Origin of the sequence: Desulfitobacterium sp. (assembly GCF_035539115.1) — a bacterium.
GTDB lineage: Bacteria > Bacillota > Desulfitobacteriia > Desulfitobacteriales > Desulfitobacteriaceae > Desulfitobacterium_A.
On record NZ_DATLJA010000043.1, the window covers coordinates 52,881 to 70,840 of the forward strand.

Consider the following 17,960-nt stretch of genomic DNA (forward strand, 5'->3'; position numbering starts at 1 on the left):
GAGAGGAGTGAGAACATGGTTAGTTTTCAACAATTTATTCAGCTTTTAGTGCAAGGAGTTTCGTTAGGAAGTATCTATGCCTTAATGGCTCTGGGCTATACGATGGTTTATGGAATTATTCAATTGATTAATTTTGCACACGGGGATGTTCTCATGATCGGGGCTTATATTGGTTGGTTTACGATCACAAAATTGCATTGGTCTTTTCTTCCCGCCCTTTTAATAGCAATGCTCGGTTCAGCAATTTTAGGAGTACTAATTGAACGCATTGCCTATAAACCATTGCGCAATGCCTCAAGAATCGCTGTACTCATTACAGCAATTGGTGTTTCTTTATTTCTTGAATATGGAGGGATGCTCCTCTTTGGTCCTCAAGTCCGAACGTATCCTCCAGTTTTGCCGGAGACTATTTATAATATAGCAGGAATTTCTTTCAAATATGGTGATGTTGTAATGCTCGTTACTTCGGTTTCTCTGATGGTTCTTCTACAGGTGGTAGTGAGATATACTAAGGTTGGCAAAGCAATGCGTGCCGTCTCCCTGGATAAAGATGCGGCACTATTAATGGGGATCGACGTCAATAATACTATCTCAGCAACGTTTGCAATTGGTTCAGCCTTAGCAGCAGCTGCAGGGGTACTTTTTGGTGTCTACTTTAACCAGATTGATCCGTTAATGGGAGTTATGCCTGGTTTAAAAGCTTTCATCGCTGCGGTTCTGGGTGGAATTGGATTGATCCCAGGGGCAATGGCTGGAGGGCTGATTCTAGGACTGATTGAGACCCTAGTCTCAGGACTGGGAGGTTCGATGTGGCGAGATGCTGCTTCTTTCTTCATCCTTATTCTTGTGCTCATCATTAAACCCAATGGCCTCTTTGGTAAAAATGTACGAGAGAAAGTGTAGGTGATTGAGATGAAGCACTGGTTTCAACTAAAGAATATTATAATTCTTATCGGAGTCGTTCTAATCTATGGAATTGTTCAGCTTTTAAATCTGACTGAGATTATGCCTCCCTTTTTCCAGCTTAATTTTATTATGGCGTGCATCTCAATTATCCTGGCGGTTAGCCTTAATCTAATCAATGGAGTAACCGGGCAGTTTTCGATTGGACATGCCGGTTTTATGTCAATTGGGGCATATACCTCAGCTATTGTTACAGTTAAATTTAGTGGGCCTCTTTATATGGCCTTAATCGCAGGGGCACTAGCAGCAGCGGTCGCGGGTGTTTTGATTGGATTGCCAACACTGCGATTGAAGGGAGATTATCTAGCAATTGCGACCTTAGGTCTCGGTGAAATTGTGCGCGTTATTTTTATGAATATGGATTATACTGGTGGAGCGTCAGGCTTTTCCGTACCTAGTACAATTAATTGGACGTGGGCCTTTTGGTTAATGGTTATGTCTGTGTTGGCGATTCGTAACTTTACAGCATCAACCCATGGTCGTGCATGTATTTCAATTCGAGAAAATGAAATAGCGGCTGAAGCAATGGGAATCAATACAACCAAATATAAGGTGATCGCCTTTACAATTGGTGCGATGTTCGCGGGATTAGCGGGAGGAATTTATGCAAATTATATGTACCTAATTCATCCCTTAACCTTTAACTTCCTCAAATCGTTTGATATTCTAGTTATGGTTGTACTCGGCGGGTTAGGGAGTCTCACCGGAAGCATTTTGGGAGCAATTTTTATGACATTTATCTCTGCTGCCTTGTCGAGTCTTTCCGAATGGCGTTTGGTTATCACGGCAGTTTTGATGGTCGCTTTGATGATTTTCCGCCCTACGGGTCTAATGGGCACGAAAGAATTTAGCCTCAATTTCTTACGAAAGAAGGGTGAGAAAAATGCCTCTTCTAAAAGTAAATAATCTCTCGAAATCCTTTGGAGGTTTGAAAGCCGTCACGAATTTAAATATCAATATCGAGAGCGGTGAATTAGTCGGGTTGATTGGCCCTAACGGTGCTGGAAAAACCACGATCTTTAATCTTTTAACAGGAGTCTATGTGCCAAGCGAAGGGGAAATCCTCTTCGAAGAGAAAAATGTGTCCGGGTTAAAACCGTATCAGGTTACACATCTCGGGATGGCCCGTACATTTCAAAATATTCGGCTCTTTGGAGACCTGAATGTTATAGACAATGTTAAAATTGCCTTTCATCAGCACGCTAAGTACTCTAGCCTGAGCGCCATTTTCCGCTTTTCTTCATATTACAAGGGCGAGGCTGAGATGGAAGCGAAAGGAATGGAGTTACTCAAGATCTTTGGACTCGAAGATTATGCCCTAGAGATGGCCAAAAACTTACCTTATGGAGAACAACGCAGATTGGAAATCGCACGTGCCTTGGCTGCAAGCCCGAAATTATTACTTTTGGATGAACCGGCAGCAGGGATGAATCCGCAAGAAACCCATGAACTGACGGATTTGATTCGTTTCATCCGAGAAAAATTTCAGTTGACCGTTCTTTTAATTGAACATGATATGTCGCTTGTGATGGGAGTCTGCGAAAGAATTTATGTTTTGGATTATGGAACGATTATTGCTGAGGGGACACCTCAAGAAATTAAATCAAATCCTAAGGTTATCGAAGCTTACTTGGGAGAGGAGGTAGGCTAATGCTTGTTCTTCAAGATGTAAATGTTTACTATGGCGCAATCCACGCCCTTAAAGGAATTTCCATGGAAGTCAATGAAGGGGAGATTGTGACCCTGATCGGTTCCAATGGAGCAGGTAAAAGTACCAGTCTGAAGACAATTTCAGGACTTCTTCGACCAAAAGAGGGGAATATTAAATTTAACGGAATAGATTTAGCCCATGTACCACCTCAGAAAATTGTCTCCCTGGGGATTTCTCAAGTGCCCGAAGGTAGACGTGTCTTTACCAATATGTCCGTATTAGAAAATTTGGAGCTCGGTGCTTATCTCCGTAAGGAGAAATCTGAGATCAAAAAAGACATTGAAAAAGTATATTCACTTTTTCCACGTTTACTGGAACGAAAAGGGCAGCTAGCAGGAACATTATCGGGAGGAGAACAGCAAATGCTCGCGATGGGCAGAGCCCTAATGTCTCGACCGAAGTTAGTCCTCCTTGATGAGCCGTCGATGGGCTTAGCCCCCATTCTAGTCAAACAGATTTTCTCTATTATTCAAGAAATTAATAAAACAGGAACCACTGTTCTTCTTGTGGAGCAGAATGCTCATATGGCGCTTTCAATTGCGGACCGAGCTTATGTCTTGGAAACGGGAAAGATTGTTCTTTCTGGGAGTGCTAATGAACTGGAGAGTAGTGAGGAAGTTCGAAAGGCATACTTAGGAGGATAAAGAAAACTTGCTGTTGCCAAGCTTTGCGCAGGCGACAGCATAGTTGCCTTATCCTGCCGGACATAAATGCATGCATCGTAGGATAAAGAAAACTTGGCTTGTGCCAAGCTAATGCGAAGGCAGAAGCTATAGTTGCCTTATCCTGCCGGACATAAATGCATGCATCGTAGGATAAAGAAAACTTAGCTTGTGCCAAGCTAATGCGAAGGCAGAAGCTATAGTTGCCTTATCCTGCCGGCGTAAACAACATTCATCGTAGGATAAAAAGCAAAGAAAAGGATAATGGGTTAAAAGCTAGAATAAAGATTTCTAAGGAATTTATAATTTAGATTCCATAATAGTTTATCGATTGAGGCCAAGCGAAGGGGGAAATTCGATTGTATGTTAATCAATTTATGACCTCACAAGTTTTTACCGTAGGTCCTGAGGATAATGTTGCCAATACGATGACGCTGATGCGTGAGAAGAAAATCAATCGACTCCCAGTTGTCCAAAAAGGGAAACTCGTGGGTATCGTAACGGACGGAGATTTACGGGAAGTTTCTCCTTCTCCAGCTACAACGCTCAGCATCTTCGAACTGAATTATCTCGTCGCCAAAACTTTAATTCGGGATGTTGCAGTGAAGAAGGTTATCACATGTTCCCCAGATACAAAGATTGAGGACGCGGCCGTTTTAATGCGGGATCACGGAATCGGATCGTTACCGGTCTTAGATCAAGAGAAGTTAGTTGGAATTATTACGGAGACCGATATTTTTGATACTTTTTTGGATATCATGGGTTTTCGTAGTCCTGGACAACGAGTGGTTATTGAAACAAAAGATGGAGTCGGGGTTATGGTGGACCTTTCGACCATCATTAAGGATTATGACGTCGATATGACGAGTTTAGCGGTTTATCACCTCAAGAATAATAAGGTCCAAATATTGGTTCGTTTAAGTGGAGATCGAGTGAAGGAAGTTAAAGATGCGCTTTCAGAAAAAGGGTATGAATTAAGCAATTAAGAAATTGAGAAGAATCAGAGCAAACTGAATGCGCTAAGGTTTGCATCATCTCTAGAATTTGCTATAATATAAAGCGTGAAACGTTGGGGATGAGTGGTGGCTGGTGCTGCCCCCGGACTTCAAATCCGCGAGCCGGGACGTAGAACGTTCCGGGGTGTGTTCGATTCGCACGCATCCCCGCCAAACTAGAACTTAACAGGGTGTAAGTGGGCAGCACAGGCTGCTCTTTCTTTTTTTACTAACAGAAAGTATAAATTTCCGGCAGATAGTATAAGTGCAACCAGCGGCTTTCGTTATCCTACGATGCAAGAATTTATGTCCGGCAGGATAAGGCGACTAGAGCCATCGCTTTGCACTGGCTAAGTCTTCTATATCGCTAAGGCTCGACGAAAGCCGGGTTTTCTTTACCTACGGGTAATTTCCTGCGCAAACAAGGCACCCAAGTTTTCTTTAGGCGGGGAGGCGGAGCAGGATTTTTTCGGGGAAAATAGAATAGTATAAGATTATGTGGGCTGGAAAATCTGGGATGGAGGAGATTTTGTGAATATATTTGATATTCTGATCCTCGGTTTTCTCATTCTAGGGGCTTTGCAAGGATATCGGAAAGGCTTGATTTCCGGACTTGTCAGTCTATTGGGGAGTCTTTTGGGTTTCTATATTGCGGTCAAAGAATACCTTAACGTGCTTGGATGGGTAGAACAGCATACACCTCTCAGGCAGTGGCTGGAACCTGTAGTCTATCGTTTTGTGCTTCCGTCGGTTCAATCTCAGGCCCAAACCACACAACAACAGGCGATAGATCGTATCTTTTCGATGATTCCTAAAGAACTTCAAGGCTTAATCGGGTCGGGTACCGTGCCGGACTTCCAATCGTATACTCAAAATATGGTGAAAACGATTACCCAGAATATGGCTGGAGTTTTGACGGATAATTTGATGCGGATCCTAGCCTTTTTCGTAACCTATTGCGCCGTGGTCCTTATCCTTCAAATCTTAGCGACCATTGTACTCACTCCTTTGGCTTTTTTTGGTGGTACAGTCAACCGCGGAGGAGGATTCCTATTCGGTGCCTTGGGTGCATTGGTGGGGATCGCCGTCATCGTTGGTTTAATTTCACCCTTTTTAACGATTTTCGGTGAAAATGGTTCTCTTGCTCTTTTGCAGCAAGCCTGGTTTTATCCTTACCTCGTTCAAATCTTTGAGGGATTAAAATCGATCTTCCGTTTAGAACTCACTCAGGTGAACTTGCCTTTGAATCTGATGCAAGGAATCGGAATCGCAAATTAGTTTTTAGGTTAATCTACTGAAAAGCGGAAGGGCGAGGTCTAGAATTACGATGAATTCACTGCTAGAAATCATAAACTTCAACTGGCAACAGACGGGTTCATTTTTGCTTCAAACTTTAATCTATATCATTGAAGTGCTTTTTGTCGCCCGAGTTAGCTATATGCTTGTCGTCTATTTTTTGCGTGGGGTGCTCCTCAAGAGAGAAAGAAAAGTTCTTTTCGATCAACGTAAAGCTAACACCTTATTCCCTCTTTTGCGAAGTATTGCCTTTTATGTGATAACGTTTACGGTCATAGTTCATATCTTGCAAAAAGTTTTTCCGAGTTTCGATACCGGAACCTTGCTTGCTTCTGCTGGCGTCCTAGGTGTCGCCTTGGGCTTTGGTTCGCAGAGCTTGGTGAAGGACATTATTGGTGGCTTTTTTATTCTTTTCGAAGACCAATTCTCCGTAGGTGATTTTATTAAAGTAGGTTTATTTTCCGGAACGGTTGAAGAGATCGGACTCCGCGCGACTCGCTTACGCGATTCGGGTGGCGAACTCCATATTATCCCTAATGGGGGTATTACTGCTGTAACGAACTATAACCGGGGGAAAATGAGGGCTTTGGTGGACATTCAGGTCCCCTATGCTGAGGATCTGGATCGGGCTATGGAGGTCATGCATAAAGTTTGCAAGGAGGTTCAGACTGAATATGGAGAAAAAATTATCGAACCTCCGGAGGTTCAAGGGGTAATTGAGTTCGGAGAACTGAATGTTGTTCTTCGTGTGATTGCATATACAGTAGCCGATGAGCAGTGGGGTCTGGAACGTGAACTTAGAAGAAGGATCCATAAAGCTTTTTTGGCGGAAGGAATTCGGATTCCACAATCGAACCTTGTCATCACCAAGAAAAATAGTGACGTTAGTTAGGAGGAGTGAAGAATGATCCCCTTACAAGTTGGAGATATCATTCGACTACGTAAACCGCACCCCTGTGGCAGCACAGACTGGAAAGTTATGCGTACGGGCATGGATTTTAGAATTCAATGTTTGGGTTGTCAGCACCAGGCCTGGATCCCACGGGTAAAACTTGAACGCCAAATTAAGGAGATATTGCAAAAGGTGGAGAAACCACCTGAAATTTAAGACAGACTAGATAAGATTCAAAGTGATGGAGGATATAATATGACATTACATGCAGGAATTGTGGGGTTACCCAATGTGGGAAAATCTACGTTATTTAATGCGATTACCCAAGCAGGTGCAGAGGCTGCCAATTATCCCTTCTGCACGATTGATCCGAATGTCGGAATTGTCCATGTTCCTGACTCCCGACTTGGGGTGTTAGCAGATATGGTTCATCCGGATCGCATTGTTCCGGCAACGGTTGAGTTTGTGGATATTGCGGGCTTAGTTAAAGGAGCAAGCAAAGGCGAAGGACTGGGCAATAAGTTTTTATCACATATTCGGGAAGTTGATGCCATCGTGCATGTCGTTCGTTGTTTTGATGACAGTAATGTCGTCCATGTTGAGGGGAGCGTTGATCCCGAACGAGATATCGAAACGATTCAACTGGAACTTATTTTTGCGGATATGGAGAGTGTAGAGAAGCGTTCCGAGCGAGCGACAAAGCTTCTTAAATCAGGGGATAAAAGGGCCCAGGCCGAAGTTGAGTTATTAACTAAGCTGAAAGAAGCTTTTGATGAGGGCCATGCAGCACGCAGCCTGAGCTATACGGATGAAGAAAAAGAAATACTTAAAACGTTTTCTCTTCTCTCGCTGAAACCCATATTGTATGTGGCAAATGTGAGTGAAGAGGAGCTAACCCACAACGAGGAAAATTCATATGTCCAAAAGGTGCGGGAAATTGCGACCAAGGAAGATTCGGAAGTGGTTGTGGTCTGTGCCAAAATTGAATCAGAAATTGCCGAGCTTGAGGAAGAAGAGAAAAAGATTTTCTTAGAAGATTTAGGATTGGATGAATCGGGCCTTGACCGCTTGATTCGGGTTGCTTTCCATCTTCTTGGGCTCATGACCTTTTTCACGGCAGGACCGATGGAGGTCAAAGCCTGGACAATTCACCAAGGGACAAAGGCTCCTCAAGCGGCAGGTACAATTCATACGGATTTTGAACGTGGGTTTATTCGGGCTGAAGTGGTTTCTTATGCGGATTTTGTTGAGCTGGGTGGCCAAAATGCTGCTAGGGATAAGGGCCTTGTCAGGCTGGAAGGTAAAGATTATGTCATGGCTAATGGGGATATTGTTCATTTCCGATTTAATGTGTAACTATTAAACAAGGGCGTCGTCAGTTTGCAAATCTTTGGCGATGATGCTATAATATTTAATCGGTAGTCTATTAAGACTATGTATCCCTGCCCCGTTCATGCGGGGCCGCTTAGTCCGAGGGGAGGTGCTATTATGAAAGCGTACGAATTACTTTACATCATCCGTCCTGATACGGATGATGAGGCTATTGCCGCTACAGTGGACAAGTATTCTGATGTTGTGATTAACAACGGAGGAGCAGATGTTGTTGTAGATAAATGGGGCAAACGCCGTCTAGCTTATGAAATTGATGATCTTCGGGAAGGATTTTACATCCTGATGAACTTCAATGGAGAAGGACGTACGGCACAAGAAGTTGAGCGGGTCATGAAGATATCCGACAATGTTGTGCGTTTCTTAACCACGAAAAAAGAAGAGTAGTATTGGAGGGGTTGCGAATGTTGAATCGCGTCGTTTTAATTGGCCGTTTAACGAAAGACCCCGAGTTACGTTATACCCCGAGTGGGGTTGCGGTGGCAACCTTCACTCTAGCCGTTGATCGCAATTTTAAGAATTCGAACGGTGAAAGGGAAACGGACTTTGTCCCGTGTGTCGTTTATCGACAACTGGCTGAGTTGTGTGCTAACTTTTTATCTAAAGGTAAATTGGCCTCTGCTGACGGACGTCTTCAAATCCGATCTTATGAGGGCCAAGATGGTCAACGTCGGTGGGTTACGGAAGTAATCGCTGAGAATGTCCAGTTCTTGAGTCCGAAGGAAAATGGGAACTCAGGGAGTGGGACAGTCGGAAATGCCAGCGATGTGGGAACTTATGGTCATGAAGTGAGTTTAGATGACGATATCCCATTCTAAACAGGAAGGGGAGTGAACGTATATGAAACGCGAACGCGGACGCCGTCCAAGAAGACGGGTATGCAGTTTCTGTGTAGATAAAGTTGAGTCTTTAGATTATAAAGAGACTCACAAATTGCGCAAGTATGTTACTGAGCGCGGCAAAATATTGCCTCGTCGTATTTCGGGTAACTGTGCAAAGCATCAACGCCAAGTTACGATTGCGATTAAAAGAGCCCGGCACATTGCGCTGTTGCCTTATATCGTAGATTAGCAAAAAAGGGAGCAGGAGCTCCCTTTTTTTATATTCTTTATCTATTAAGTGGGTTTGCCTTGCAGGAAATAGACTAAAGTCAGCGAACATTTCCTAGATACGGCTCAAACAGCTGTTTAATTAATTATTAGAGATACCGGAGGGCGTCCACGATGGAAGTTGACGTAGTTAGAGGGCTAAAAGCGATTGATGAATTAAAAGTTGAACTGTTAAAATCCTTATGGATTTTTGAGCGTGGAGCAATTGAGGGCTCAGATACGGCATTGATGCAGGGTTTAGCGGATATAGTCGGTATCAGTTATTTACTGACCCGTCGCTTAGGCTTTGATTATACGAGACTAGACCGAACTTTAATTCAGGGTTTGGTAGAATGGAAAGATAATGATACTATGAAGTTGGAAAGTCAGTGGGGGGATTTAAGCCTCTTGTTAAGCTATCTTGCCCCCGAAGAATAGATAGGAGCAGTTGAATGTACGTTAGTGACCAGAAAATGACTCATGGGTTAGCGATCTTTGTACTTTTAGCAGGCCCGTGGTTGGGGATCTCCAGAGGAATCGGAGGTTGGATGCTAGAGGTCGCACTGCTCATAGCAGCTCTCTGGGTAGGGCGTAGTATGGGCTTCAGGTTAACGACCTTATGCTTATTTTGGGGTTATGGTGCCGCACTTCTTGCCGGGGGTGGATTGGCTTCACTGGCCAATATCGGGTTCCTACCATGGGTCAGCTTGCTTATGGTATGGGGAACAGAGCATACTTGGCCACAAAAATCGAATTTTTTCTGGTGCTTAGTTTTGTCCGGAATCTTAGGTATTCTGCCGATTATCCCAACCCTTCAAAATGGAATGAGTTCAGATGTTATGCAAGAACTCATACGCTCGATGATGGATCAATACCGACAATCCGGTATGCTGGCAGATTTAACTCAGCGAGGGATTAGCGAAACAGATATCCAAAATTATTTACAACAATTCTTCCATTATCTCTTTCTAGTTGTTCCTGGATTAGCCGCCTTAGGGGCAATGATTAAATATAGCGTGGTTTACAATTTCTTTGCCCGCTGGCTGCCGCAAGAAGATCAACCTTTTCCCTTATTTAGTTCTTTCAGGTTGCCGTGGTTTGCAATCTGGGGAGTGAGTCTTGGAATTGCAAGTTATTTGGTTGGAGATCAATGGAATTATCTTGCATTGCGTGTCTTTGGGATTAATCTTATGTTCATTTATGCATGTTTGGCGCTTGTCTTAGGAAGCTCTATTTTCCTATACTATCTACGTTCTCCGCTTTTATCAGGATTTGTTAAATGGATTTTAATTGTTACGGGTTTTATTTATTTTCAAGTAATGATAATCGGTTTAATCTTACTTGGACTTTTTGATTTAGTCTTGAATATCCGCCGTATACCGGAGGATAACCAGTGAATTAGGGGGTATTTTCATGAAAGTAATTCTCACAATGGATGTGAAAAGTCTCGGTAATAAAGGTAAAGTCTGTGAAGTATCGGATGGTTATGCCCGAAATTTTCTTTTCCCTAAAGGGTTAGCGCTTGAGGCTACACCAGGAAATATGCATGATTTAGCATCTAAAAAGGCGAATGAAGACAGAAAGAAAGCTAAAGAAAAGGAAGAAGCACAATCATTAGCTGCAAAATTATCTTCAATCACGGTTGAAGTGCATACGAAAACTGGAGAAGGTGGACGGCTTTTTGGGTCTGTAACTAATAAAGAGATCGCCGAAGCGCTTAAAAGTAAGCATGGTATCGAAATTGATAAACGTAAATTGGATGTCAAGGAACCAATTAAAGCGTTAGGAACCTACACCATTCAGACCAAACTTCATCCTGAAGTTTCCGCGCAGCTCCAAGTCCAAGTCAAAGCAATCGAATGTTGATTTATTTTCTTAACGTTGAAAGGGGAGCCCGATGAAAGGGTTTTTAGCAAAGTGGCTGAAAGAGGATAAGACTCAAGATGCTAAAACGAGCGGGGAACAATTGAAACTTGAGATTGATGCCTACTATCATTTGTTATCGAATATCCATGGGTCTGATAAGCTGGTGCTTAAGGCCGTTCGCCTAGATGCTTTAAGCTTAATGCGATCCGAGAATCAGTTGGATCGTATCAAAGCTTTACAAAAAATCGTCTTTGAGGATCCAACTGATCCGCCTATCTCTTCTCCAGAGAAATTACCGCAGATTTTAGCTGAAATTGAAGAACAGCTTGTAGAACTTCAAGCTCGACGCATGGTTGAAGAGAAATTGGATAAAGCGGTTGCTGAAAAAATTCAAGAACATCATGAAGACTATGTGAAAGAAATAAAAAATCAGGTTCTAAGAGATTCTACGGGTCCAGATAATGCCCAAACTTTCAAAAAGCTGGCCCAGATCGAAAAAATGAACACTATCAAACTTGCTAATTCTGTGACTGAAGTACTTCGGCCTCAAACTGTGGAGGAGATCATCGGTCAAGAAAATGCATTCCAGTCTTTACTGGCTAAGCTGGCAACATCTTATCCCCAGCATCTCCTAATTTACGGACCTCCCGGAGTAGGGAAAACTTCTGCGGCACGAGTCGCTCTGGAAACCGTGAAACAGCATCCGCATTCACCATTCTCCCTAAATGCTCCCTTTATTGAAGTTGATGGAACAGCCTTACGTTGGGATCCACGGGACGTTACGAATCCTTTGATAGGATCAGTCCATGACCCAATTTATCAAGGCGCGAAACGGGAATTAGCGGATACAGGAGTTCCTGAGCCGAAGTTGGGATTAGTAAGTGATGCTCATGGCGGAATCTTGTTTATTGATGAGATAGGAGAAATGGATTCTCTCCTTTTAAATAAACTGCTAAAAGTTCTAGAGGACAAACGGGTTTATTTCGATTCATCTTATTTTGATTCTTCTGACCCGCAGGTTCCACTCTATATTAAAAAATTATTCGAAGAAGGCGCTCCTGCTGATTTCGTATTAATTGGAGCAACAACACGCGACCCAAGAGAAATTAATCCCGCTTTGCGGTCGCGCTGCGCCGAAATCTATTTCAGCCCTTTAGAACCCCAAGATATCCAGCAGATCATCCGACAAGCTGCCGAAAAATTGGATGCTGAGATCGAGGAAACTGTCCCGCAAATCATCAGTGAATATGTAACTGAAGGACGAAAAGCCAATAGTATTTTAACGGATGCCTATGGGTTGGCCCGCTTCCGCCATCCAGAGCAAAAGGAAACGAAAGTTGGTCCGGAAGAAGTCTATGAGGTCCTTCGTTCGGCCCGTTTGAGTCCTCCTGTTTCCCAAAAGGCTCAGGAGACTGTAGAAATCGGGCGTATTTTAGGTTTGGGTGTCCTCGGATTCGTCGGTTCTGTCCTGGAAATTGAAGCGATCGTTTTCCCTGGACAAAGTGGCAAAGGAACGATCCGTTTTAATGAAACGGCGGGTAGTATGGCTCGGGATGCGGTTTTTAATGCTGCTGCTGTGCTGCGCACGATTACAGGGGAAGATCTTCGAGATTACGATGTCCATGTCAATGTGGTTGGCGGTGGTAATATTGATGGCCCTTCAGCGGGGTTAGCGACCACTTTGGCGCTGTATAGTGCACTTAAGAACAAACCTCTCCACCAAGATGTTGCGGTTACCGGGGAAATTTCCATCCAGGGAAAAGTGCGACCAGTTGGGGGAATCGCCGAAAAGCTTTTTGGTGCAAAACAGGCAGGGGTTAGAACCGTTTTAATTCCTAGAGGTAATCTGGCAGATGTGCCGTCGGGATTACAGGGAATTGAAGTGCAAACTGTCGAGACGATTCAGGAGGCCTTAGATTATATTGGCTAGGAGGAGAAAGTAGATGGAACTCACCAAAGTTCCTCCCCAGAATCTAGAGGCAGAACAGGCTGTGCTTGGGGCCCTGATGCTTGACCCAGATACGGGGAGTTCCGTTTTTGAAATATTACAGCCTGAGGATTTTTATCGAGATAATCATCGTTTGATTTTCCTTGCCCTACGGGATTTATTTGAACGTGGGGATCCGGTTGATTTGGTGTCTGTGGCCGAAGTCTTACGTCAAAGCGGGCGGTTAGAGCAGGTCGGCGGAATCGCTACTGTCTCCCAAATTGCTCGCTCTGTGCCTTCGGCAGTCAATGCTGAATTTTACGCTAAGATTGTTGCTGAAAAGTCTATGCTTCGGCAATTGATACGCGTGGCTGGACGAATTGCTGAAAAGGGCTATGAACCTGGGGAAGAAGCGACAGCCCTCTTAGCAGAAGCAGAGAAGTTAATTCTTGACTTAACCCAACGGCAAGTCAAAGATGGGTTTGAGCCCATCCGCAATATTTTACTAAATACGTTTGAAAAGATTGAAACTCTTTATGCGCACAAGGGAAATCTGACAGGCGTTCCCACCTTCTTTACAGAATTGGATAGAATGACTTCAGGATGGCAACCTTCGGACTTGGTTATTATTGCGGCGCGTCCTTCGATGGGTAAAACTGCTTTGGTTTTAAATATGGCTCAAAATGCGGCAGTCCGCGGTAAAGTGCCTGTAGCCATTTTCAGTTTGGAAATGTCTAAGGAACAGCTTGTGCAAAGAATGCTTTGTTCTGAAGCCATGGTTGACCAGCAACGAGTCAGAACAGGTGACTTACTCGATACTGATTGGCCTAAACTCACACGTGCTGTAGGTCCACTCTCTGATGCACCCATTTATATCGATGATACGGTCGGTATTTCCTTAGTTGAGCTTCGTTCAAAGGCACGCCGCTTAAAGATGGAACAAGGTTTAGGACTGATCGTCATCGACTACCTACAATTGATGTCGTTAGGACGTCGCGTCGAGAGCCGGCAACAAGAGGTTGCTTCCATTTCCCGAGGGCTTAAAGGGATTGCGCGGGAACTGTGCATACCAGTGATTGCCCTTTCTCAGCTCAACCGAGGGGTTGAACAACGCCAGGATAAACATCCAGTGATGTCGGATCTTTTGGAATCTGGGGGAATTGAAGCGGATGCGGATCTTATTGCTTTTATCTATCGGGATGAATATTACAATCCTGAATCTGAGAAAAAAGGAATTGCGGAAATTGTTATTGCGAAACACCGAAATGGTCCGGTAGGGGCCCTGGAGCTCGGATATATAAAAGAGTTTACCAAATTTGTAAATTTGGATCGCCAACATATATAGGCATAGAAAGATGAACAATCTCCATCAAATGTCGAATATTAGATACTGTATACAAGATGAATGTTCGAAAAATCCGTTGACATTATGGGCGATGGTTGTTAATATAAAACTGTTTGTGAAGTGTATAATTCCTGAATGAAGGAATCCTTGTTATGGGATAATAGAAACTTGAAACGGAAAAAAATTGTTCGGATTCAACCTTAATTTTTTGGTAGAGATCTAGGGGGTATTTTGTTGATAGATCGCTATACCCATCCAGAAATGGGTAAACTATGGCGCGAAGGTTATGAGTATGATCGTTGGTTGGAGGTTGAGCTGGCTGTAGCCGAGGTCATGGCTGAGCGTGGGGAGCTTCCTGCTAAGGCATTGCTTGAAATTCGTGAAAAGGCTAAAGTTAACCCGACACGAATTGCAGAAATCGAGAAGACTGTACGGCATGACCTTATCGCTTTCTTGCAAGCCGTAGTTGAGGAAGTTGGGGAAGCTGGAAAGTATCTTCATCTGGGCTTAACCTCTTCGGATGTCAAGGATACGGCTTTGAGCCTTGTCCTCAGAGACTCTGGCGAGCTTTTGCTTAAGGATTTAGCTGATTTGAGGTCTGCTCTAGTTAAGCGGGCATTGGAGAGCAAAGATGTTGTTATGGTGGGTCGTACTCATGGGGTTCATGCTGAGCCGCTTACGTTTGGTTTGAAACTAGTCTTATGGATCGCTGAAATCGATCGCCAAAGCGAGCGTTTGCAACAGGCGATCGAGTCTATCCGGGTGGGAAAGATTTCAGGAGCTGTCGGAACCTATGCGAATGTTTCTCCCGAGATTGAGGAAGAAGTTTGCGAACATTTGGGCTTAAAGCCAGCTTATGTAAGTAATCAAATATTACAGAGGGATCGGCATGCCCATTACGTGACTACCCTTGCCTTAATCGGGTGTACGCTTGAAAAAATGACAACAGAAATTCGCAACTTGCAACGGACGGATATCTTAGAGGTTGAGGAACCGTTTGCCAAAGGACAAAAAGGCTCTTCGGCTATGCCTCACAAGAGAAACCCTATTATAAGTGAGCAGGTAGCTGGTATGTCACGTTTGCTCCGGGGAAATGCGTTAGCAGCTATGGAAAATGTTGCGCTCTGGCATGAACGGGATATGACGCATTCTTCGGTTGAACGGGTTATTCTTCCCGATAGTAATATTTTATTGGATCATATGCTGAGGCAAATGACCTGGATCATTAATGGTTTGAAGATTCATGCAGACAATATGAAAAGTAATCTTCTCAAGACCTATGGGTTTACATCTTCACAGAGAGTGTTACTCGCTTTAGTGGACAAGGGTTGTATGCGCGAAGACGCATACAGTTGGGTTCAACAGGCTGCTTTTAAAGCGTGGGAAGAGGGGAAGGAACTGCGTCATGTCCTCCTGGAAATACCGGAGGTTATGAACTATTTAACCCCTGAGGACCTCGAGACCTTGTCTGATTGGAGCTATCATCTTAAGCATACTGATGATGTATTTAAACGGTTAGGGTTGATCAAAGCTTAAGAGCTTGTCCATTCATCAGTTCGTAAATATGATTTGGGGGAATGAAAATGGCAGCAGTCGTTTTGCTTGGTGCGCAGTGGGGAGACGAAGGAAAAGGTAAGGTTACGGACTTTCTCGCCGAAAAGGCGAATCTCGTTGTTCGTTATCAAGGAGGTAATAATGCGGGTCATACCGTTGTTGCCCAGGGCGAAGAATTTAAACTTCATTTGATTCCATCAGGAATTCTCTATGCGGATAAAATCTGTATCATCGGCAACGGAGTTGTTGTTGATCCGAAAGTTCTCTTAGAGGAGCTCGCCTATTTAACAGAGCGTAAGGTTAAGATGGGGAAATTATTCATTAGCAGCAACGCTCATATCATTATGCCTTATCATCGTTTACTTGATGAATTAGAAGAAATAGCGCGTGGCGATCAGAAAATTGGTACGACCAAACGTGGAATTGGTCCGGCCTATATGGATAAAACTGCCCGGACGGGGATTCGGATGATGGACCTCCTAGATCCTGAGGAATTTGCTGCCAAATTAAAACGGAATCTTGCCGAGAAGAATAATTTTTTGGTTAAGCTCTATGGTAAGAAGCCTTTAGATTTTGAGAGCATTTATCAGGAATATAGGGGCTATGCCGAAAAACTACGTGCTTTTGTCACGGATAGTTCCCTGACTATTGATAGAGCAATTAAAGCAGGCGAGAGGGTTCTCTTTGAGGGTGCCCAAGGAACTCTCCTGGACTTGGACCATGGAACCTATCCTTTTGTGACTTCTTCTCACCCAACTGCTGGAGGAGCATGTATCGGGGCAGGTGTCGGTCCAACACAAATCAATAAGGTAGTCGGGGTGATTAAAGCCTATACAACACGGGTTGGGGAGGGACCGTTCCCCACGGAATTGCTCGATGAGATGGGAGATCAAATACGTGAAGCCGGTCATGAATTTGGGACAACGACAGGGCGAGCCCGCCGTTGTGGGTGGTTCGACGCAGTCATTGGCCGGTATGCGGTTCGCGTAAGTGGAATTTCCGACTTTGCATTAATGAAACTTGATGTCTTGTCTGGTCTTGAAAAAGTGAAGCTCTGTGTAGGGTATCGGGTAAATGGGGAAGTTATCGATGAATTTCCCCAAAGTCAGAAAGTATTCAGAGCGTGTGAGCCCGTTTATGAAGAAATGCCCGGCTGGCAAGAGGATATAACTTCGGCCCAGACCTTTGAAGACCTACCAGAGGCCGCCCAAGCTTATATACGCCGGATTGAGGAACTTACCGTAACGAAGGTAACCTTGATTGCGGTAGGGCCAAGTAGAGAGCAAACGATTGTTCGCGGCGAGATTTTTTAATACTAACAGAAAGTATAAATTTTTGGCAGATAAACTCTAAGTGCAACCAGCGGTTTTCGCTTTCCTACGATGAATGCGGTTAAGTTCGGCAGGATAAGGCGACTAAGGCCACCGCTTTGGCGCTGACCAAGTCTTCTATATCGCAAAGCTCGGCGAAAAGCCGGGTTTTCTTTATACTAACAGAAAGTATAAGTTTTGGGCAGATAGCATAAGTGCAACTAAGGCTTCCGCCTACGCTAGAGGCTTGGCGCAAGCCAAGTTTTCTTTACATTTGAAGTCTTAGGTAAATAAAAAAGTTGACAAGATCCGAGGATTGCTGTAATATTTTAATTCGTGAGCGAGTAATGAGCCATTAGCTCAGTTGGTAGAGCACCTGACTTTTAATCAGGGTGTCCCGCGTTCGAGTCGCGGATGGCTCACCACAATGGCCCGTTGGTCAAGCGGCTTAAGACACCGCCCTTTCACGGCGGCTACATGGGTTCGAATCCCATACGGGTCACCATTTATCCTTACGTGCCTCGGTAGCTCAGTCGGTAGAGCAGAGGACTGAAAATCCTCGTGTCGGCGGTTCGATTCCGTCCTGAGGCACCATTTTAATACTCTAAGTATATTAAACCTTCGCTGGTGCGGAGGTTTAATTTTTTGAAGATAGTGTAGACTAAATTCGTTTTGCGTTACAGCTTGTCAACGTGCTATAATCAAAAAGGATTTCGAAGTGTGAGAGGAGGATGTTTTAAATGGCTAAACACATCCAAACGATTGTTAAAGCTAACTTAAGTGAGACGGTCAAAACGGGTGGCTGCGGAGAATGCCAATCTTCTTGTCAATCCGCATGCAAGACGTCTTGCACAGTAGGTAACCAAGTTTGTGTTAAGTAAGTACTTAATTTCTGAAAAGAAAATCGCACATAGGTTATCAAGAACCCACCTGATTCAGGCGGGTTCTGTTTCTGTATACGA

General features: G+C 44.0%; 20 protein-coding genes and 4 tRNA genes. All 24 read left to right on the forward strand.

Annotation, left to right across the window (positions count from 1 at the left end; all coding sequences use genetic code 11):
- The first annotated feature begins 15 nt into the window (after positions 1-15).
- The 24 genes from VM640_RS08340 (at position 16) to scfA (ending at position 17,879) form a co-directional block, all read left to right on the forward strand.
- A complete protein-coding gene (locus VM640_RS08340) occupies positions 16-903 on the forward strand; it encodes a branched-chain amino acid ABC transporter permease (protein ID WP_325391157.1) in 888 nt (295 codons plus the stop codon).
- A gap of 9 nt (positions 904-912) precedes the next feature.
- Complete coding sequence (locus VM640_RS08345) at positions 913-1,869, forward strand: branched-chain amino acid ABC transporter permease (RefSeq protein ID WP_325391339.1); 957 nt, start codon at positions 913-915, stop codon at positions 1,867-1,869.
- Positions 1,847-2,614, forward strand: a complete 768-nt coding sequence (locus VM640_RS08350) for an ABC transporter ATP-binding protein (RefSeq protein WP_325391159.1) — start codon at positions 1,847-1,849, stop codon at positions 2,612-2,614. Before VM640_RS08345 ends, VM640_RS08350 begins: the two co-directional genes overlap by 23 nt.
- Entirely contained in the window at positions 2,614-3,318 is a 705-nt protein-coding gene (locus VM640_RS08355) for an ABC transporter ATP-binding protein (protein WP_325391160.1), read from the forward strand. Before VM640_RS08350 ends, VM640_RS08355 begins: the two co-directional genes overlap by 1 nt.
- Before the next feature lie 377 nt (positions 3,319-3,695).
- Positions 3,696-4,322 carry a CBS domain-containing protein gene (locus VM640_RS08360; protein ID WP_325391162.1) on the forward strand — a complete coding sequence of 209 codons (627 nt, stop codon included), beginning with the start codon at positions 3,696-3,698 and terminating at the stop codon, positions 4,320-4,322.
- An 85-nt stretch (positions 4,323-4,407) separates the two neighbouring features.
- Positions 4,408-4,505: transfer RNA gene (locus VM640_RS08365), tRNA-Sec, on the forward strand.
- A 357-nt stretch (positions 4,506-4,862) separates the two neighbouring features.
- Entirely contained in the window at positions 4,863-5,609 is a 747-nt protein-coding gene (locus VM640_RS08370) for a CvpA family protein (RefSeq protein WP_325391164.1), read from the forward strand.
- Positions 5,610-5,658: 49 nt separating this feature from the next.
- Complete coding sequence (locus VM640_RS08375; protein WP_325391166.1) at positions 5,659-6,519, forward strand: mechanosensitive ion channel family protein; 861 nt, start codon at positions 5,659-5,661, stop codon at positions 6,517-6,519.
- Positions 6,520-6,531: 12 nt separating this feature from the next.
- Positions 6,532-6,735 (forward strand): DUF951 domain-containing protein, encoded by a 204-nt coding sequence (locus VM640_RS08380; RefSeq protein ID WP_325391168.1) that lies wholly within the window; start codon positions 6,532-6,534, stop codon positions 6,733-6,735.
- Between the two features lie 39 nt (positions 6,736-6,774).
- A complete protein-coding gene (ychF, locus tag VM640_RS08385; RefSeq protein WP_325391170.1) occupies positions 6,775-7,875 on the forward strand; it encodes a redox-regulated ATPase YchF in 1,101 nt (366 codons plus the stop codon).
- A gap of 132 nt (positions 7,876-8,007) precedes the next feature.
- On the forward strand, positions 8,008-8,295 hold the full coding sequence (gene rpsF / locus VM640_RS08390) for a 30S ribosomal protein S6 (protein ID WP_325391172.1): 288 nt from the start codon (positions 8,008-8,010) through the stop codon (positions 8,293-8,295).
- A 17-nt stretch (positions 8,296-8,312) separates the two neighbouring features.
- Positions 8,313-8,726, forward strand: coding sequence for a single-stranded DNA-binding protein (locus VM640_RS08395; protein WP_325391174.1), 414 nt, complete (start codon positions 8,313-8,315; stop codon positions 8,724-8,726).
- A gap of 22 nt (positions 8,727-8,748) precedes the next feature.
- Positions 8,749-8,979: a 30S ribosomal protein S18 gene (gene rpsR / locus VM640_RS08400; protein ID WP_325391176.1), complete on the forward strand. Its 231-nt coding sequence runs from the start codon at positions 8,749-8,751 to the stop codon at positions 8,977-8,979.
- Between the two features lie 152 nt (positions 8,980-9,131).
- Positions 9,132-9,434, forward strand: coding sequence for a MazG-like family protein (locus tag VM640_RS08405; protein WP_325391178.1), 303 nt, complete (start codon positions 9,132-9,134; stop codon positions 9,432-9,434).
- 14 nt (positions 9,435-9,448) lie between these two features.
- Positions 9,449-10,393 (forward strand): DUF2232 domain-containing protein, encoded by a 945-nt coding sequence (locus VM640_RS08410; RefSeq protein WP_325391180.1) that lies wholly within the window; start codon positions 9,449-9,451, stop codon positions 10,391-10,393.
- A 16-nt stretch (positions 10,394-10,409) separates the two neighbouring features.
- A complete protein-coding gene (gene rplI / locus VM640_RS08415) occupies positions 10,410-10,862 on the forward strand; it encodes a 50S ribosomal protein L9 (RefSeq protein ID WP_325391182.1) in 453 nt (150 codons plus the stop codon).
- 31 nt (positions 10,863-10,893) lie between these two features.
- Complete coding sequence (lonC, locus tag VM640_RS08420; RefSeq protein ID WP_325391184.1) at positions 10,894-12,792, forward strand: Lon family ATP-dependent protease; 1,899 nt, start codon at positions 10,894-10,896, stop codon at positions 12,790-12,792.
- A 13-nt stretch (positions 12,793-12,805) separates the two neighbouring features.
- Complete coding sequence (gene dnaB, locus VM640_RS08425) at positions 12,806-14,134, forward strand: replicative DNA helicase (RefSeq protein ID WP_325391186.1); 1,329 nt, start codon at positions 12,806-12,808, stop codon at positions 14,132-14,134.
- Positions 14,135-14,368: 234 nt separating this feature from the next.
- Positions 14,369-15,670, forward strand: coding sequence for an adenylosuccinate lyase (gene purB, locus VM640_RS08430; RefSeq protein WP_475394579.1), 1,302 nt, complete (start codon positions 14,369-14,371; stop codon positions 15,668-15,670).
- A 47-nt stretch (positions 15,671-15,717) separates the two neighbouring features.
- Positions 15,718-17,001 (forward strand): adenylosuccinate synthase, encoded by a 1,284-nt coding sequence (locus VM640_RS08435; protein WP_325391190.1) that lies wholly within the window; start codon positions 15,718-15,720, stop codon positions 16,999-17,001.
- 346 nt (positions 17,002-17,347) lie between these two features.
- Positions 17,348-17,423 (forward strand) — tRNA-Lys (locus VM640_RS08440).
- Between the two features lie 4 nt (positions 17,424-17,427).
- Positions 17,428-17,503, forward strand: a tRNA-Glu gene (locus tag VM640_RS08445).
- Positions 17,504-17,516: 13 nt separating this feature from the next.
- Positions 17,517-17,592, forward strand: a tRNA-Phe gene (locus VM640_RS08450).
- A gap of 146 nt (positions 17,593-17,738) precedes the next feature.
- A complete protein-coding gene (scfA, locus tag VM640_RS08455) occupies positions 17,739-17,879 on the forward strand; it encodes a six-cysteine ranthipeptide SCIFF (protein ID WP_006716734.1) in 141 nt (46 codons plus the stop codon).
- Positions 17,880-17,960: the final 81 nt, after the last annotated feature.

Excerpts from the sequence above, each read along its gene's own strand:
- dnaB (WP_325391186.1), top strand. The coding sequence starts at position 12,806 with ATGGAACTCACCAAAGTTCCTCCCCAGAATCTAGAGGCAGAACAGGCT.
- rpsF (WP_325391172.1), top strand. The coding sequence starts at position 8,008 with ATGAAAGCGTACGAATTACTTTACATCATCCGTCCTGATACGGATGAT.
- VM640_RS08340 (WP_325391157.1), top strand. The coding sequence starts at position 16 with ATGGTTAGTTTTCAACAATTTATTCAGCTTTTAGTGCAAGGAGTTTCG.
- VM640_RS08395 (WP_325391174.1), top strand. The coding sequence starts at position 8,313 with ATGTTGAATCGCGTCGTTTTAATTGGCCGTTTAACGAAAGACCCCGAG.
- VM640_RS08405 (WP_325391178.1), top strand. The coding sequence starts at position 9,132 with ATGGAAGTTGACGTAGTTAGAGGGCTAAAAGCGATTGATGAATTAAAA.
- VM640_RS08355 (WP_325391160.1), top strand. The coding sequence starts at position 2,614 with ATGCTTGTTCTTCAAGATGTAAATGTTTACTATGGCGCAATCCACGCC.
- rplI (WP_325391182.1), top strand. The coding sequence starts at position 10,410 with ATGAAAGTAATTCTCACAATGGATGTGAAAAGTCTCGGTAATAAAGGT.
- rpsR (WP_325391176.1), top strand. The coding sequence starts at position 8,749 with ATGAAACGCGAACGCGGACGCCGTCCAAGAAGACGGGTATGCAGTTTC.
- scfA (WP_006716734.1), top strand. The coding sequence starts at position 17,739 with ATGGCTAAACACATCCAAACGATTGTTAAAGCTAACTTAAGTGAGACG.
- lonC (WP_325391184.1), top strand. The coding sequence starts at position 10,894 with ATGAAAGGGTTTTTAGCAAAGTGGCTGAAAGAGGATAAGACTCAAGAT.
- ychF (WP_325391170.1), top strand. The coding sequence starts at position 6,775 with ATGACATTACATGCAGGAATTGTGGGGTTACCCAATGTGGGAAAATCT.
- VM640_RS08350 (WP_325391159.1), top strand. The coding sequence starts at position 1,847 with ATGCCTCTTCTAAAAGTAAATAATCTCTCGAAATCCTTTGGAGGTTTG.
- VM640_RS08435 (WP_325391190.1), top strand. The coding sequence starts at position 15,718 with ATGGCAGCAGTCGTTTTGCTTGGTGCGCAGTGGGGAGACGAAGGAAAA.
- VM640_RS08375 (WP_325391166.1), top strand. The coding sequence starts at position 5,659 with ATGAATTCACTGCTAGAAATCATAAACTTCAACTGGCAACAGACGGGT.
- VM640_RS08345 (WP_325391339.1), top strand. The coding sequence starts at position 913 with ATGAAGCACTGGTTTCAACTAAAGAATATTATAATTCTTATCGGAGTC.
- VM640_RS08380 (WP_325391168.1), top strand. The coding sequence starts at position 6,532 with ATGATCCCCTTACAAGTTGGAGATATCATTCGACTACGTAAACCGCAC.
- VM640_RS08410 (WP_325391180.1), top strand. The coding sequence starts at position 9,449 with ATGTACGTTAGTGACCAGAAAATGACTCATGGGTTAGCGATCTTTGTA.